Annotated in this window: 14 protein-coding genes, 1 tRNA gene and 1 pseudogene; 9 read left to right on the forward strand and 7 right to left on the reverse strand. The window is 64.8% G+C overall.

The genetic code is table 11. The features are described from left to right. Positions 1-163 precede the first annotated feature (163 nt). Positions 164-286, forward strand: a pseudogene (locus NO889_RS00610) (IS6 family transposase); the annotation flags it as partial. 166 nt (positions 287-452) lie between these two features. Here the strand turns inward: NO889_RS00610 and NO889_RS00615 are convergent. Then, positions 453-878, reverse strand: coding sequence for a DUF7522 family protein (locus tag NO889_RS00615; protein ID WP_256410317.1), 426 nt, complete (start codon positions 876-878; stop codon positions 453-455). A 215-nt stretch (positions 879-1,093) separates the two neighbouring features. Here NO889_RS00615 and NO889_RS00620 point away from each other — a divergent pair, with 215 nt between their 5' ends. Beyond that, positions 1,094-1,399 (forward strand): DUF7130 family rubredoxin-like protein, encoded by a 306-nt coding sequence (locus NO889_RS00620; protein WP_256410318.1) that lies wholly within the window; start codon positions 1,094-1,096, stop codon positions 1,397-1,399. Between the two features lie 4 nt (positions 1,400-1,403). Continuing rightward, a complete protein-coding gene (locus NO889_RS16485) occupies positions 1,404-1,598 on the forward strand; it encodes a DUF7501 family protein (protein ID WP_425498811.1) in 195 nt (64 codons plus the stop codon). 219 nt (positions 1,599-1,817) lie between these two features. Here the strand turns inward: NO889_RS16485 and NO889_RS00625 are convergent, their stop codons facing one another. Both NO889_RS00625 and NO889_RS00630 read right to left on the reverse strand, forming a co-directional pair. Beyond that, positions 1,818-2,861 (reverse strand): tyrosine-type recombinase/integrase, encoded by a 1,044-nt coding sequence (locus NO889_RS00625; protein ID WP_256410319.1) that lies wholly within the window; start codon positions 2,859-2,861, stop codon positions 1,818-1,820. Further along, positions 2,858-2,980 (reverse strand): hypothetical protein, encoded by a 123-nt coding sequence (locus tag NO889_RS00630; RefSeq protein WP_256410320.1) that lies wholly within the window; start codon positions 2,978-2,980, stop codon positions 2,858-2,860. Before NO889_RS00630 ends, NO889_RS00625 begins: the two co-directional genes overlap by 4 nt. A gap of 633 nt (positions 2,981-3,613) precedes the next feature. Between NO889_RS00630 and NO889_RS00635 the strand changes: the two genes are divergently transcribed. Then, positions 3,614-3,865: a MarR family transcriptional regulator gene (locus NO889_RS00635; RefSeq protein ID WP_379787142.1), complete on the forward strand. Its 252-nt coding sequence runs from the start codon at positions 3,614-3,616 to the stop codon at positions 3,863-3,865. Here NO889_RS00635 and NO889_RS00640 read toward each other — a convergent pair. Further along, positions 3,826-4,665, reverse strand: coding sequence for a hypothetical protein (locus NO889_RS00640; RefSeq protein ID WP_256410322.1), 840 nt, complete (start codon positions 4,663-4,665; stop codon positions 3,826-3,828). The genes NO889_RS00635 and NO889_RS00640 overlap by 40 nt on opposite strands. 172 nt (positions 4,666-4,837) lie before the next feature. Here NO889_RS00640 and NO889_RS00645 point away from each other — a divergent pair, with 172 nt between their 5' ends. Further along, the gene (locus NO889_RS00645; protein WP_256410323.1) at positions 4,838-5,326 is read left to right on the forward strand and encodes a type IV pilin domain-containing protein; all 489 of its coding nucleotides are present in this window, start codon (positions 4,838-4,840) and stop codon (positions 5,324-5,326) included. Positions 5,327-5,336: 10 nt separating this feature from the next. Here NO889_RS00645 and NO889_RS00650 read toward each other — a convergent pair whose 3' ends face one another. The 3 genes from NO889_RS00650 to NO889_RS00660 form a co-directional block, all read right to left on the reverse strand. Further along, positions 5,337-5,597 (reverse strand): DUF7386 family protein, encoded by a 261-nt coding sequence (locus tag NO889_RS00650; protein ID WP_256410324.1) that lies wholly within the window; start codon positions 5,595-5,597, stop codon positions 5,337-5,339. A gap of 230 nt (positions 5,598-5,827) precedes the next feature. Beyond that, a tRNA-Arg gene (locus NO889_RS00655) sits at positions 5,828-5,900 on the reverse strand. Between the two features lie 50 nt (positions 5,901-5,950). Then, complete coding sequence (locus tag NO889_RS00660) at positions 5,951-6,559, reverse strand: TetR/AcrR family transcriptional regulator (RefSeq protein ID WP_256410325.1); 609 nt, start codon at positions 6,557-6,559, stop codon at positions 5,951-5,953. A 236-nt stretch (positions 6,560-6,795) separates the two neighbouring features. On the opposite strand from NO889_RS00660, the gene NO889_RS00665 reads away from it, so the two are divergent. The 4 genes from NO889_RS00665 (at position 6,796) to pepF (ending at position 13,412) form a co-directional block, all read left to right on the forward strand. Beyond that, positions 6,796-8,478, forward strand: a complete 1,683-nt coding sequence (locus NO889_RS00665; RefSeq protein ID WP_256410326.1) for a COG1361 S-layer family protein — start codon at positions 6,796-6,798, stop codon at positions 8,476-8,478. Next, positions 8,479-10,965 carry an efflux RND transporter permease subunit gene (locus tag NO889_RS00670; RefSeq protein ID WP_256410327.1) on the forward strand — a complete coding sequence of 829 codons (2,487 nt, stop codon included), beginning with the start codon at positions 8,479-8,481 and terminating at the stop codon, positions 10,963-10,965. It abuts the gene before it with no gap. 43 nt (positions 10,966-11,008) lie between these two features. Continuing rightward, positions 11,009-11,482, forward strand: a complete 474-nt coding sequence (rimI, locus tag NO889_RS00675) for a ribosomal protein S18-alanine N-acetyltransferase (RefSeq protein WP_256410328.1) — start codon at positions 11,009-11,011, stop codon at positions 11,480-11,482. Between the two features lie 130 nt (positions 11,483-11,612). Continuing rightward, positions 11,613-13,412: an oligoendopeptidase F gene (pepF, locus tag NO889_RS00680; protein WP_256410329.1), complete on the forward strand. Its 1,800-nt coding sequence runs from the start codon at positions 11,613-11,615 to the stop codon at positions 13,410-13,412.

Raw genomic sequence — 13,412 nt, forward strand, 5'->3', positions numbered from 1 at the left:
GACGACTACGTTAGACGGTGTTCCTTTTTACCCAAGAGTGACGCACTCTGAGTACCGTACTTACCGCAGAGGATTCTGCTCCGAATCTAGTCTCGGTCAAGATACGCGTCTTCTATTCCTCGGGCGATATCAACAATATCAACAATCTCGCTGTATTATCACTTCAGATACAGTTATTCTTCTTGATCAATTGGGTGCCAATCGAAGTCGTGTTGCCGTTCACAACTGGGTACGGAAAGCCGATCTACAGCCAGCTGACGGTGAGAGTCCGGATCGCGTTGCGGTGGCCTTGTTGAAATCCTTGGTCGCTGATAGTTCGTCGAGGCCGTGCTACATACAGAGCGCGTGTCGCGTGTGACGCCTTCTCAGTGTTTGGAGATTGACCAGCACAAGTTGAAACGAAAGGTGTGTGGAAAGACCTCTCACCGTCTCTGCGCTTAGCCCGCCGGCTATTACTCGCCACGGAGGATTCCCCGGATCGCACTGACAGTCTCTCTGAACGCGCTGACGTCCATGGAGTCGGTGGTGAAGAGCACGCCGGAATCGCCCTCAAGCGCCCTGACGACAAATCCGTCGTCGTGGAATCGAACGGTGAAGTTGTACGGTCCGATATCTGGACCGTCGTCACTGTGTGCGATTTCGGTCCGCGCCGACCGTTCCGCAAACCCCACCCGTTCGAGTCGGACCAGTTGCGCCTTCCGGTCTCTAGCGGCCTCATCAGACGGATAGAGGTCCTGCCGTACGTACAACAGATCGAACGACGAGGGGGTGAAGTACACAATGCTCCGGAGCGTGTCCCCGAGGCTGGTTCGGGTGGCACTCAGAATGCTGTCGGCCATCCCCTCGCTGATCCCCGTATCGAACGTTTCTGGTCTCATGCGATGTAATAACGCGCCCGGTGATGATTGGGACATCGATAGCCACGTGCGAGACTCAACTGTGGCATTTGACGAGTGCCGTCGCATACACTGTCTTGCGTTTCGAGAACAGTCCCGTGATGGTGTAACTTGGCGGTAGCATATTCTCCGAACCTGTGAAAAGTGATGTCGCTAGGGAGCGAAGAGCTACGGTACCTCCGGCCCAACAGTAGTGTATGCCCGAAGACAGTGAGGCAGCGTCTGCGGATCGAGTACTCAAACCAGGACGGCGAGTGTACGATGAGGCTGGCCGGGTGATCGGAGTCATCCAGGCTATCACGGACATCGGTGTTGAGGTTAACACCGACAGCGACGTCGAGAGGCTCTCGCTCCGGCAGTCTCCCAGCGTGAACCTCGGTGAAGGGTATCTCGTGTGGAGGTGTAGTGAGTGTGGTGAGTTGGGAGACATCAACCAGATCCCCGATCACTGTCCGAGCTGTAGGGCCAGCAAAGACACCCTCTACGCCTACTTAGAGGATTAAGTGTATGTCTGAAAATCACCCTCCACGCGATTCGCCGGAGTGGGACAGCCCCGACCTGTGTCCGTTCTGTGGTGTTGCACTGTCGGACGGCGGAATCGGATTTATCGACCACATAGCGGACGCCGCTGTGTGCGAAGAGCGATTCGACGCCTGGCGGGAGCAGATTCGGGACGATATCGGTGGGGAGTGGGGTGGTTAGCTGTGGTTTGCCTGCTAAATCCACCCTCTGTATCTCGCACGCCGATCCTATCAGCTCTTAAGAATTTCAACAGAGCCAAATCAAATTAGGCAGCCAAAGTCGATTTATAAATGACCAGCCGCCGTCTGTCAGATTTGGATCGTTCGAAAATCAAGCGGGCGCGACGGGACTTGAGTCCCGTAATTATCGTGTAGTAATCGGCTTGAATTTGTATGACACTCATTGTTGTATAATTCTCCATCGGCGATCTGCTTTCTCGCGCTCCGAGGCGCGATCGTAGTGCTTGTCGAGAACGTCCTCGCTCGCGTTGAGCTGGTCCGAAACGACACCTCGAGGAACCCCGTCGTTCCGGTACTTCGTCACCCGCGCCTTCCGGGCGTCGTGCGGTGACCGAGCGGACGGGCACCCGCTCACGTGACGGAACGTCGCGAACTTACACGACTCCGGATCCTCGTCGTGCGGGCACTCCTTTCCGATGAAACACGGGCGAGTCCATCGGTAGAACGCCTTCCGGACGGTTCCGGCCGCGATCCGGCCCGCGTCGGTCGTCACCAGCGGGTTTCGTCCGTACTCGTCGACGGTGTCCGTCCGCGGACCGTCGATGTAATCCTGTAGGATCTGGGCGACCCGGCGGCTGATACGATTGACTCGCTCGCTCGCGGCGTCGTTCTTGAGCGGCGTACCCGTTTCCGGGCGGTGAGCGAACTCGATCGAGGGCTTGTTTCCCTCCAGCTCGAGATCCTGAAGATCCAGCGATCGTACGGCACCCAACCGAGCACCCGTATGCCAGATCAACGCCCATACGACGTGGTCGCGGCTCGCGTACTCGTACCGCGAGAGGTACTCGATGATGTCTGCCGCTCGCTCCGGCCGTAGATACGAGTCGCTCACCTCGTCGTCGCGGGTGAGCTTCACGAGCGGCACCTTTTCGTACAGATCCGACGGGACCGCCTCGATCTCCCCGCAGAACCTGAGGAACGACCGCAACGTGGAGAGGTTCGAGTGAAGCGTCTTCTTCGCGAGTTCATCGACCTTGCTCTTGCTGTATCTTCCCTCCCGACGCCAGATCCGGTATTCGTAGAGGTCGCGGCCGGACAACTGGTTCATGTTGTCGACAGCTCCCTCCTCGCGACACCACTCGACGAACGGCCGGAGTTCGCTCCGGTGGGTAGTCTGGGTCCACTCGGCGCGGTCTTCTTTCATCTTTTCGAGATGCATCTCGACCGCCCGCTCCGGAGGGATCGGTTCGAGGTCGTCACTCATTCCGATCCCTCCGTCTTCCCGTCACCGTCGTCGTCCTCATCGTTCTCGTCATCCTCGTCGTCGTACATCGCGAGCTGCTCCGCGATCCGCCGGGCGTGTCCTCGCGCGTCGTCGGTCACGCCGGCCCCTCTCCGTCGAGATCGCGATCGTAAGGGCCGACCTGGGTCACGAGTCGCACCCGATCGCGTGCGAGGAGTGCGCCCGTTTTCCGGTCGCTAAGCTCCTCGAAAACGCCGTCCACGTCGTCGTGAGCGGCGCACTTCTGACACCAGAAATGGTGGTTCGTCGGCTCCCAGGAACGGTGCCCGCGAGGGCACACATACCGCCACCTGTCCTGCCGGTCTTCGATCCGCACGACTTCTTTCGAAACCATCGCCTCGGGTCGACGGACGGGGGTTAAAAAGAGCCGATCCAGACGTGCGGAGTGTAACTGAAAGTGGTCGGTTCCTGTGGTTGTGTTGCGGTTCCTCGATCGATCGGGGATTTCAAACCCCGGCGCGTTGTGTCCGAACATGGCTTTCGTGGCCTTAGCACGGAAGCCCGCGCGGACCCGAGCCCCACCTCGGGGTCCGCTTTGATTCTGCGAGGGACCCACCGACGAGCGACGGGTCCGCGTGAGTGCTTCCGTGATCTTCTCCAGGAACACCGCCGACTTAACTGTAACCCATCAAATCGTGTAGTTACAAACACGGAAAGCTACTTGAACCGAACCGAACCGGTATCTGTTATATGAACCGGTATGACGCGGACGTATGCGCCCTCGGGTGGAGTGGATGAACCAGACGGACGATCGGGTCCTCGAGCTGCTCGCCGAGTCCGATCTCATCCTCACACCCGCCGTGATCGCGAAGAATCTCGAGTACACGCGAAACTGGGTATCCCGTCGGATCGGGAAACTCGAAGCCGCCGATCTCGTCGAACCGGTCGACGCCGGATACTACCGGATCACCGGCCGCGGTCGCGCCTACCTCGCGGGCGAACTCGACGCCGACGATCTCGAGTGATCGGCGGACTGGCGTCTTCCCGTTCGTTGTGGGATCTGAAGCTCCCTCGCAGCGTCGGCCGAGATCGTGATCCCGGTAGGACCGATCGACACTTCATCGGTCACACACTCCGTGATGAGCCGGTGGAGGTCGTCGAGGTATGAGTCGGGGCGTTCCTCTTGGATCCGCGTCGTGGCCTTCCCTTCGAGGTACACCCCACGGTGGGCGACGTATATCTCGACGAACCGACGGCGCGTCGGGGCCGGGCTCTCCCACACGACGGTAGGCACGGCGGAGAGTTCGGTCTTCGAGCCCTTCGGCGCGCCCATCGCGACGAGACACCGCCCGAGGACCGACGCGTCCGTGGCCGGATAGAGTTCTGTCGACCGGGAGTCGCTGTCGGCGTGGCGCGTCCGTGCGTCGACACCGACCGCTTCGAACGCCTCGGAGATCGCCGCAGGACCGATCCGCCGGCCGGACGACACCGCCGGAACGAACACGTCGCTGACGGTCCCGCCCGCGAGGACGTGCGCGAGCAGCTCGACGAGCGCTGCCGCCACGCCCCCGTCCGGGTCGGGGTCGATCCACCCGTGATCGATCGCGGTCTGGATGCCGCGAACCGGGTCGGGCTTCCCGCCGTCGAGCCAGCCGCGGACGCGGCTCGGCGGGAGGTCGATGGCGTTCCCGACGCGAGTTCGGCCGTGGTTGGGGTGGTCGGCGGCGTACTCCCGAACGCGTCGGTAGTCGAGGACTTTCTCCCACGGGTCGGGGTACTCCCGGTCGCTGTAGGTCCGCGCGAGGGCCTGCGCCGTGGGGGACATACACGTGATTCCGCGCAAACAGGATTAGAAGATGCCGGCCCAATTTTCAGTCCTGATACGTACGCCATTAAGTACATATACCGGATCCGCTTCCGTTCAGATAGCCAGCAACCGACGAACGCGGATCGGGGGGTTCTCGTAACCGCGTTCTCGGCCCCAGCTGGGTTCAATCATGAAACCACGCAACCTGTTCAAAGCGGACGACCGCGGTGTGAGTCCCGTAATCGGGGTCATCCTGATGGTCGCGATTACCGTCATCCTGGCCGCCGTCATCGGGACGTTCGTGCTCGGACTCGGCGACTCGCTCGGCGACAGTCAGCCGACAGCACAACTGAGTGCCAGTATTGATGATGATGATAGTGATAACAAGTCGGTTGTTATTGATCACGACGGAGGCGATTCAATCGATTCTGAAACACTACGTGTGATTGTCGAAGACGAAGATAATAATCAAGTTGAGGCCACCGACCAATTCAGCGAGTCATTCGGTGTCGGAGACTCTGAATCTGGTTCGTTTGTAGCTAATGGTTCAGACGGAACTACCCTTCAGGTCCGTGTTATACATGTTCCCAGTGATTCGATTATTCTTGATCGCTCGATTGAGGTCTCCGACATAGATAATGTTGATGAGGACGAGGACGACGGTATTGATTTCTCCTAAGAATTAGTTTTTACCGCCACCGGCTTTTTATTCGCGTTCGGTACTGTAACCCAACGACTGACGTATTACACAACTCCTGAATAGTTACTGGGTCGTACTCGTCGCGAGCGTTCTGGATATTCTCTTTACTCTCCACCAGGTGCGCGAGCGCCGCGTCGATCACGACGCTCATCGGCGGGTCGTCGTCGGGACCGCTCGCCACGATCTCGCTCGCCTTTTCGAGCTGACGCTCTCGTTCGTCGGAGGGCTTCAGGCTGGTTCGACGGCTCATTCATATACCTCACCGTATGTACGGGGGTCGCGATCCCGTCGATCTCGGGTGACTGAACGCGTTGAAGTGGTCTGGGCGGATCGCCCGCGATCGCGACGACGGCCACCCGCAACCCAACCGAGTTCTATGTACTTCGGCAGTCTTCGAGGACCGCTTCATTCGGTGTATTCGGGAGTATCGATGCCTCTACGGTGCGTTCGCTGTTGGTCGGTGATCGTCCCGCGAGAAGGCGGGCGCGACGGGATTTGAACCCGCGGCATCTTGGTCCGGAACCAAGTGCTCTGTCCGCTGAGCTACGCGCCCTCACGAGGTGGTCGTCCGGGCGAGCGTTTAACGCTTCTGACTCTCGTTTCTCAGTCGACGAACAGCCCGTCGACGATGGTCTCGATCAGCCGCTCTTCGACCTCTTCGTACTCGGAGACGTGGAGGACGGAGATGGGGGAGTCCTGTGCGCGGGTGACGAAGACCAACGAGCGGAACAGCCCGTTTATCAGGTCGGGGTCGTCGTAGCGGACCTCGTCCATCGCCGCCCAGCGGCTGGCGTAGGGGAGTTCGCCCTCGCGGGGGTCGGATCCGATCGACTCTCGGTCCTCCTCGGAGAGCTGGTCGTGTAGCTGCCGGAGTTCGCCCCCGACGATCAGTCGGGAGGCGAGCGGGTTCGACCGGACCTCCCGAAACGTGGTGTGGAGCATCGTCCGCACTTCCTCGCGTGGCGTCTCGGCCTCCGATATCGCCGCTTCGATGTGCGCCTCGATCCGCTCCTGTTCGGCGTGGAGCACCGCCGCATACAGCGTCTCCTTCGAATCGAAGAACTGGTAGAACGTGCTGGTGCCGATGCCGACCGCCTCGGTGACGTCCTTGATCCGGGTGCGGTCGAAGCCGAACCGGGCGAACAGCTCGCGACCGTTCTCGACGAGCTGTGACCGGATCCGGTCGCGCTCGGACTCGGAGAACCGACTCATTGGTCTTCTCTCGGGTGGTGTCTTCGGTGGCGTATGCCTTTGCTCATGGCGGCAATACGAACTCAAAAACAAAGGCATTATTGATTCGTAGATTCACGTACGGGTATGAGACGGACACGGGACCACACCGGAGGTCGACCGAAACGCGTCGGTTCCCGCACGGATCGACCGGGCGATCGAACGGCCTCGAACCGGCCGGGGCGGCACCGCTCGCCCGCCGTCGGTCGGAGGGATAGATGAACGCGCGGTCGGTCCTCGTCGCGCTCGTGTCGGTGACGCTGTTGACGAGCGGGACGGCCGGCCTCGCCGTCGCGGCGACGACGGGCGGGGCGGGCGGGACTAGTGGGGGAGTCGGCGACGCCACGGCTCCGACGACGACCCCCCAGCAGTCCGAGGGACTGCTCCGCGGCTCTCCGGAACTGTCGGTCAGCACGTCGGACCCGACCCTCGATCCGGGCGAGGTCAACACGCTCCCGCTTCAGATCACCAACGACGGCGACCTGGACCTCGGCACCTCGTCGTCGCGGGCGGTGGTCACGACCGCGCGAAACGTCCGCGTCGAGGCGGACGCCGAGGAGACGCCACTTTCGGTCGAGACCGGGACGCTCGCGATCGGCTCCGTCACGGAGAACCGGCCGGGCGAGGCACCGATCGCCGTGAGCGTCCCCGAGGACGCCGCGGAGGGGACCTACACGATCGACGTCGAGGTGAAGTACTCCTACACCTACCAGCAGTCGGGCGGGGTTACCTACGACCGCGACGAGACGCTCTCGACCGAGGTCGACGTCGAGGTCGACGAGGACGCGCGCTTCGAGATCACGAACGCGACGACCGACGCGAAGGTCGGCGAGGAGGGCGTCCTCGAGGCGGAGGTGCGCAACGTCGGGGCGGACGGCGCGCGCGACCTCTCGGTGGCCATGGCGTCGTCGAGTCCCCAGGTCGGATTCGGCGGGGCCACGAGCGACACGGCGCAGATCGACGCGCTCGCGCCGAACGAGACCGCGACCGTCCGCTACGACGTCGGGTTCACGCCGGGCGCATCGGTGCGGGAGTACGTCCTCGACGGGACCGTCCAGTTCGAGACGCCGGAGGGCTACGCGCGCGTCGACGAGGACCCGTCGGTCGGCGTGACGCCGCGGGGAGAACAGCGGTTCAGCGTCGGCGACGTGGAGGCGGACCTCTACGTCGGCGAGCAGGGCGACCTGTACGGGACGGTGACGAACGAGGGGCCGGACCCGGCGCGCAACGTCGCCGTCCAGTTCGCCGAGGAGTCGCCGAACGTGATCCCGCGGGAGTCGTCGGTCGCGGTCGGGACGCTCGAGGCGGGCGAGTCCGGGTCGTTCCGGCTCCCGATCGACGTCGGCGGCGAGGCGGAACCGATCGATCGAACCTCCGACGTCGTCGTCCAGTACCGCAACGAGGAGAACGAACGGCGGGCCTACGAGGACCTCGAACTGCTGTACACGGTCGAGCCGCAGCGAGACCAGTTCGGGATCGCCGTCGAGACGCGCGAGATCGAAGTCGGCGGGCAGGTCGATCTGGCCGTCGAGGTGACGAACGAGCTGGACGAGCCGGTCACGGACGTGGAGGCGCGGCTGTTCGCGGACAGCCCGCTCGACAGCGAAGACGACGAGGCGTTCGCGTCGACGCTGGATCCCGGCGAGTCGACCACGATGACGTTCGACCTGTCGGCGTCCGCGTCCGGGACCGCGAAGACGTACCCCGTCTCGTTCGACTTCCGGTACGACGACGCCGACGGCGACAGCCAGCTCTCGGACACGACCCGTGTGCCGATAACCGTCGTCGAGGCCGAGGAGCGCTCCCCGCTGTCGGGGATCGGCACCCTCCCGCTCGTGCTCGGCGTCCTCGCCGCGCTCGCCGTCCTCGGGGGCGCCCTCTACGTCACACAGAGAGAATAGATGACCCGAGCCGGACGGTGGATCGAGGACGCCACCACGCGACTCAACGAGGTCATCGTCTCGCGGCCGCGAGCGGTCGTCGTCGCGTTCCTGCTCGCGACCGCGGTCTTCGTCGGCGGGATGACCGCCGTCGAGACGCAGACGAACCCGACGGAGGGGTTCTCGGAGGACCTCCCCGAACAGGAGGCGCTCGACGCGATCGAAAGCGAGTTCGACGACCCCTTCGCGGCGGAGACGGAGACGACGCAGCTGATCCACGAGGGTAACGACGTCCTCACCCGCGAGGAGACGCTGGTGATGTTGCGGCTGATAGAGCGGATCGACTCCCGAGAGGACCTCCACATGGAGTCTGCGAACGGGGCCGCGACGGCCATCGCTCGGGGGATCGATCCCTCGTCGGAGAGCCCGGCGGAGATGCGGGCGGCGGTCGCGGGCGCGACCGACTCCGAGTTCCGCCGGGTCGTCAGACGGCTGAGCGAGAATCCGGAGTTCTCCGTGAGCGTCTCGGACGACTTCAACCCGACCGAGGCGTCGGCCTCGACGACGATCACGGTGATCAGACACGACGTGCCGCAGGGGTTCGACGACCTCCAGTCGGTCCAGACCGAGATCCGGACGCTCGCGAACGACGAGCCCGCGGACGTCCGGACGTTCGGGACCGGGATCATCAACGCCGAGACGGGACGCGTCATCGCCGACTCGCTGCTCATCGTGATGCCCGTCGTCGTCGTCCTGCTGTTGGGCTTTCTGGTGGTCGCGTATCGGGACCCGATCGACTTAGCGCTCGGGCTGTTCGCGCTGTTGATGACGCTCATCTGGACGTTCGGGTTCCTCGGCTTCTCGGGGATCCCGTTCGACCAACAGCAGATCGCCGTGCCGGTGCTGCTTCTGGCGGTCGGGGTCGATTTCGGGATTCACTTCATCAACCGGTACCGCGAGGAGACCGTCCAGGGGTACGACCCGATGCCGGCGATGCGGACCGCCGCGAACCAGCTCGCGATCGCGTTCGTCATCGTCACCGTGACCGCGGTGTTCGGGTTCGGCGCGAACGTGACCTCCGGACTCGACCCGATCCGGAACCTCGGGATCGTCTCGGCGGTCGGGATCGTCTTCACGTTCCTCATCTTCGGACTGTTCTTGCCGGCCGCCAAGCTCGAACTCGACCGGCTCAGGGAGCGGTACGGCGTGCCCGAGTTCGGCACCACCCCGATCGCTTCCGAGGAGTCCGCGCTCGGTCGGCTGCTGGCCGTCTCCGTCGACGTCGGCCAGCGCGCGCCGGCGGCGTTCGTCGTCCTCCTGCTTCTCACCGGCGGGGCGTTCGGCGCGTACGGCGCGGGCGTCGACACCACGTTCGAACAGGAGGACTTCCTCCCGCCGGAGGAGGAGCCGGGGTACGTCGCGTACATCCCCGAGCCGTTCGCGCCGAGCGAGTACACGGTCACCGAGACCCTGAGCCTGCTCGAGGACAGCTTCACGGCGAGCCAGGACGCGTCGCTCACGGTGTACGTCGAGGGACCGTTCGAGGAGGACCACGCGCTGGAGGCGCTCGCCGCGCCGACCGACGACCCGCCCGACACGCTGGCGGTCGGCGAGGGCGGGCGCGCGGAGACGACGAGCATCGTGACCGTGATCCGGTCGCACGCCGAAAACGACGAGAAGTTCGCCGCGCTCGTCGCCCGCAACGACCTGGACGACGACGGGATCCCCGACCGGAACCTCGAGCGGATCTACGAGGAGCTGTTCGACTCGTCGGCGGGCGAACGGGCCGGCCGGTATCTCACCGACGATCGGCGCGGCGCGCAGGTCGAGTACACCGTCGAGAGCGGCGCGACCCAGAGCGAGATCTCCGCGGACGGCCGCGAGCAGGCGGACCGGTACCGCTACGCGGCGACCGCGACGGGACAGATCGTCGTCTTCGACGCGATCACGGCCATCATCTTCGACTCGGCGATCCAGGGGCTCGTGCTCGCCGTGGGCCTGAGCGGCGTGTTCCTCGTGATCACCTACGGCGTGTTGGAGGGGATGCCGATGCTCGGGATCGTGAACGTGTTCCCGATCACGATCTCCGTCACGTCGCTCGTCGGGACCATGCGCTTTCTCGGATACCCGCTCAACGCGCTGACGGCGACGATCCTCTCCATCGCGATCGGGATCGGGATCGCCTACTCGGTCCACATCACCGCCCGGTTCATCGACGAGTACCGCGAGAACGGCGACGTGGCGACGTCGCTGCGGACGACGCTCACGGGCACCGGCGGGGCGCTCGTCGGGAGCATGCTCACGACCGCGCTCGGGACCGGCGCGCTCGGGCTCGCGATCACGCCCGTGCTCGGCGACTTCGGCGTCCTGATCGCGATGAGCGTGTTCTACTCGTTCGTCATCTCCGTGATCGCGCTCCCGCCCGCGCTGTTCCTCTGGGACCGGATCCGGTCCGCCTCGTCGACCGCCGAGCCGGCCGACCCCGTCGAGCCGACCGGCGAGGCGTGACCGCGCCCGTCGCGTTTATTCCGGGCGCTCCCGAAACGCGGACGTGACCCCCGCCGAGGCGACGATCCGGCCGGTCGAGCGCGCCGACCTCCTGGCGGTGCTCCGGATCGAACGCGAGTGCTTCTCGGATCCGTGGCCGTACGACGCCTTCGAGCGGCTGATCGACGCGCCGGCGTTCCTCGTCGCCGAGCGTGACGGCGAGGTCCTCGGCTACCTCGTCGCGGACGTCACCCCGAACGCCGGCCGCGACATCGGGCACGTGAAGGACCTCGCGGTCCGCCCCGACGCCAGAGGACGGGGCGTCGGGCGGGCGCTGTTGCGCGCCGGGCTCGCGCGGCTCCGGGCCGCCGGGGCCGCCGTCGCCAAACTCGAGGTCCGCGAGGGGAACGACCCCGCCCGGTCGCTGTACGCGGCGGAGGGATTCGAGCCGGTCCGGCGGGCGCGGCGATACTACCGCGACGGCGAGGACGCGCTCGTGCTCGTCGTCGACCTCGCGGAGTGGGTCCGCGGCGGATGACGGTCCCGAGGGGTTCGGCTCCTCGGAGAGTTCGGGTTCTGGAGGATCGCGACCCCTCAAGGGCGTCCGACCTCGGGGCGTCGGTTCCGCCTTTGACAAGGCTTAGTGCCGAGGGGATCGACGAGAACGTATGAGTTCGGTTCCCGAGCGGTCCGAGATCGACGAGGCGTACAAGTGGGACCTCGAGAGCGTGTTCGCCGACGACGAGTCGTGGGCGGCGGCCTACGAGGCCGTCGAGGGACGGATCGACGAACTCGGTGCCTACGAGGGACGCGTCACGGAGAGTCCCGGAACGCTCCTCGAACTGTTGGAGCTCCGCGAGGAGGTGTTCCGCGAGCTCTCGAAGGTCGCGGTGTACGCTCGGCTCCGGAGCGCGGAGGACACGCGAAACCAGGAGTACCAGGCGATGTCGGCGCGGGCGTCCTCGCTCCAGTCGGAGGCCTCGAGCGCGATCTCGTACCTCCAGCCGGAGCTCCAGTCGCTGACCGAGGAGACGCTCGCGGAGTTCCTCGAGGCTGAGCCCGCCCTCGCCGAGTACGAACACTACCTCGAGGACGTGCTGCGGATGAAACCGCACACGCGGTCGGCGGAGGTCGAGGAGGTGCTCGCGGACCTCTCGGAAGTCACGAGCGCGCCGAGCGAGATCTACTCGATGCTGACGAACGCGGACATGACCTACGGCGTCGTCGAGGACCCCGACGGCGAGGAGGTCGAGATCACCCAGGCGAACTTCACGAAGCTCCAGACGAACCCGGACCGCGAGTTCCGCCGCCGGGTCCACGAGACGTTCTACGACGAGTGGGCGGACGTCCGCAATACCGTGGGGACGAGCCTCGAGAAGGCGGTGCGCGAACACGTCGCGAGCGCCGGGATCCGCGACTACGACACCGCCCGCGAGGCCGCCCTCGACGGCTCGAACGTCCCGGTCGCGGTGTACGACACGCTCGTCGACACCGTCGACGAGGAGCTCGACACCCTCCACCGACACGCGGAGTTGAAGCGGGCGGCCCTCGGCGTCGACACCCTGGAGAGCCACGACCTGTACATGTCGCTGACGGGCGACCAGGGGCCGGACGTGGAGTACGACCAGGCGGTCGAGTGGGTCATCGAGGCGGTCGCGCCGCTGGGCGACGCGTACCAGGAGCGGATGGCGGAGGGGCTCGAGAGCCGCTGGGTCGACGTGTACGAGAACCGCGGGAAGCGCTCCGGCGCGTTCTCCTCGGGCACCTACGACACCCAGCCGTACGTCCTGATGAACTACCAGGACGACGTGGCCTCGATGTACACGCTGGCGCACGAACTGGGCCACTCGATGCACTCCGAACTGGCGGGCGACGCCCAGCCGTGGCACGACGCGAGCTACGAGATCTTCGTCGCCGAGATCGCCTCCACCGTCAACGAGACGCTCCTCACCCACCACCTGCTCGAGACCGTCGAGGACGAGACGCTCCGCACGCACGTGCTCGACGAGTACCTCGAGCGCTTCCGTTCGACCCTCTTCCGCCAGACGATGTTCGCGACGTTCGAACAGCGGATCCACGAGCGCGTCGAGGCGGGCGAGGCGCTCACCCCGGACGTCCTCGACGAGACCTACGCCGACCTCAAGGGCGACTACTACGACCCCGCCGACCTCGCCGGCGGCATCGAGCGCGAGTGGGAGCGAATCCCCCACTTCTACTACGACTTCTACGTCTACCAGTACGCGACCGGCATCTCCGCGGCCGCCGCGATCGTCGAGCGCGTCCTCGAGGAGGGCGAGCCCGCCGCGGCCGACTACCGCGAGATGCTGAAGGCGGGCGGCTCCGACTACCCGCTCGACGTGGTGGAACTCGCCGGCATCGACATGGCCTCGCCCGATCCGATCGAGTCCGCCGTCGGGATCTACGACGACTACCTCGACGAGGTCGCGGCGCTTCTGGACCTGGAGTAG

Origin of the sequence: Halorubrum rubrum (genome assembly GCF_024494685.1) — an archaeon.
GTDB classification, from domain to species: domain Archaea; phylum Halobacteriota; class Halobacteria; order Halobacteriales; family Haloferacaceae; genus Halorubrum; species Halorubrum rubrum.

Bases quoted from the DNA above. Each gene is read 5' to 3' on its own strand.
- NO889_RS00645 (WP_256410323.1), top strand. From the start codon at position 4,838: ATGAAACCACGCAACCTGTTCAAAGCGGACGACCGCGGTGTGAGTCCC.
- NO889_RS16485 (WP_425498811.1), top strand. From the start codon at position 1,404: ATGTCTGAAAATCACCCTCCACGCGATTCGCCGGAGTGGGACAGCCCC.
- NO889_RS00635 (WP_379787142.1), top strand. From the start codon at position 3,614: ATGCGCCCTCGGGTGGAGTGGATGAACCAGACGGACGATCGGGTCCTC.
- NO889_RS00670 (WP_256410327.1), top strand. From the start codon at position 8,479: ATGACCCGAGCCGGACGGTGGATCGAGGACGCCACCACGCGACTCAAC.
- pepF (WP_256410329.1), top strand. From the start codon at position 11,613: ATGAGTTCGGTTCCCGAGCGGTCCGAGATCGACGAGGCGTACAAGTGG.
- NO889_RS00620 (WP_256410318.1), top strand. From the start codon at position 1,094: ATGCCCGAAGACAGTGAGGCAGCGTCTGCGGATCGAGTACTCAAACCA.
- NO889_RS00660 (WP_256410325.1), bottom strand. From the start codon at position 6,559: ATGAGTCGGTTCTCCGAGTCCGAGCGCGACCGGATCCGGTCACAGCTC.
- NO889_RS00650 (WP_256410324.1), bottom strand. From the start codon at position 5,597: ATGAGCCGTCGAACCAGCCTGAAGCCCTCCGACGAACGAGAGCGTCAG.
- NO889_RS00640 (WP_256410322.1), bottom strand. From the start codon at position 4,665: ATGTCCCCCACGGCGCAGGCCCTCGCGCGGACCTACAGCGACCGGGAG.
- NO889_RS00615 (WP_256410317.1), bottom strand. From the start codon at position 878: ATGAGACCAGAAACGTTCGATACGGGGATCAGCGAGGGGATGGCCGAC.
- NO889_RS00665 (WP_256410326.1), top strand. From the start codon at position 6,796: ATGAACGCGCGGTCGGTCCTCGTCGCGCTCGTGTCGGTGACGCTGTTG.
- NO889_RS00625 (WP_256410319.1), bottom strand. From the start codon at position 2,861: ATGAGTGACGACCTCGAACCGATCCCTCCGGAGCGGGCGGTCGAGATG.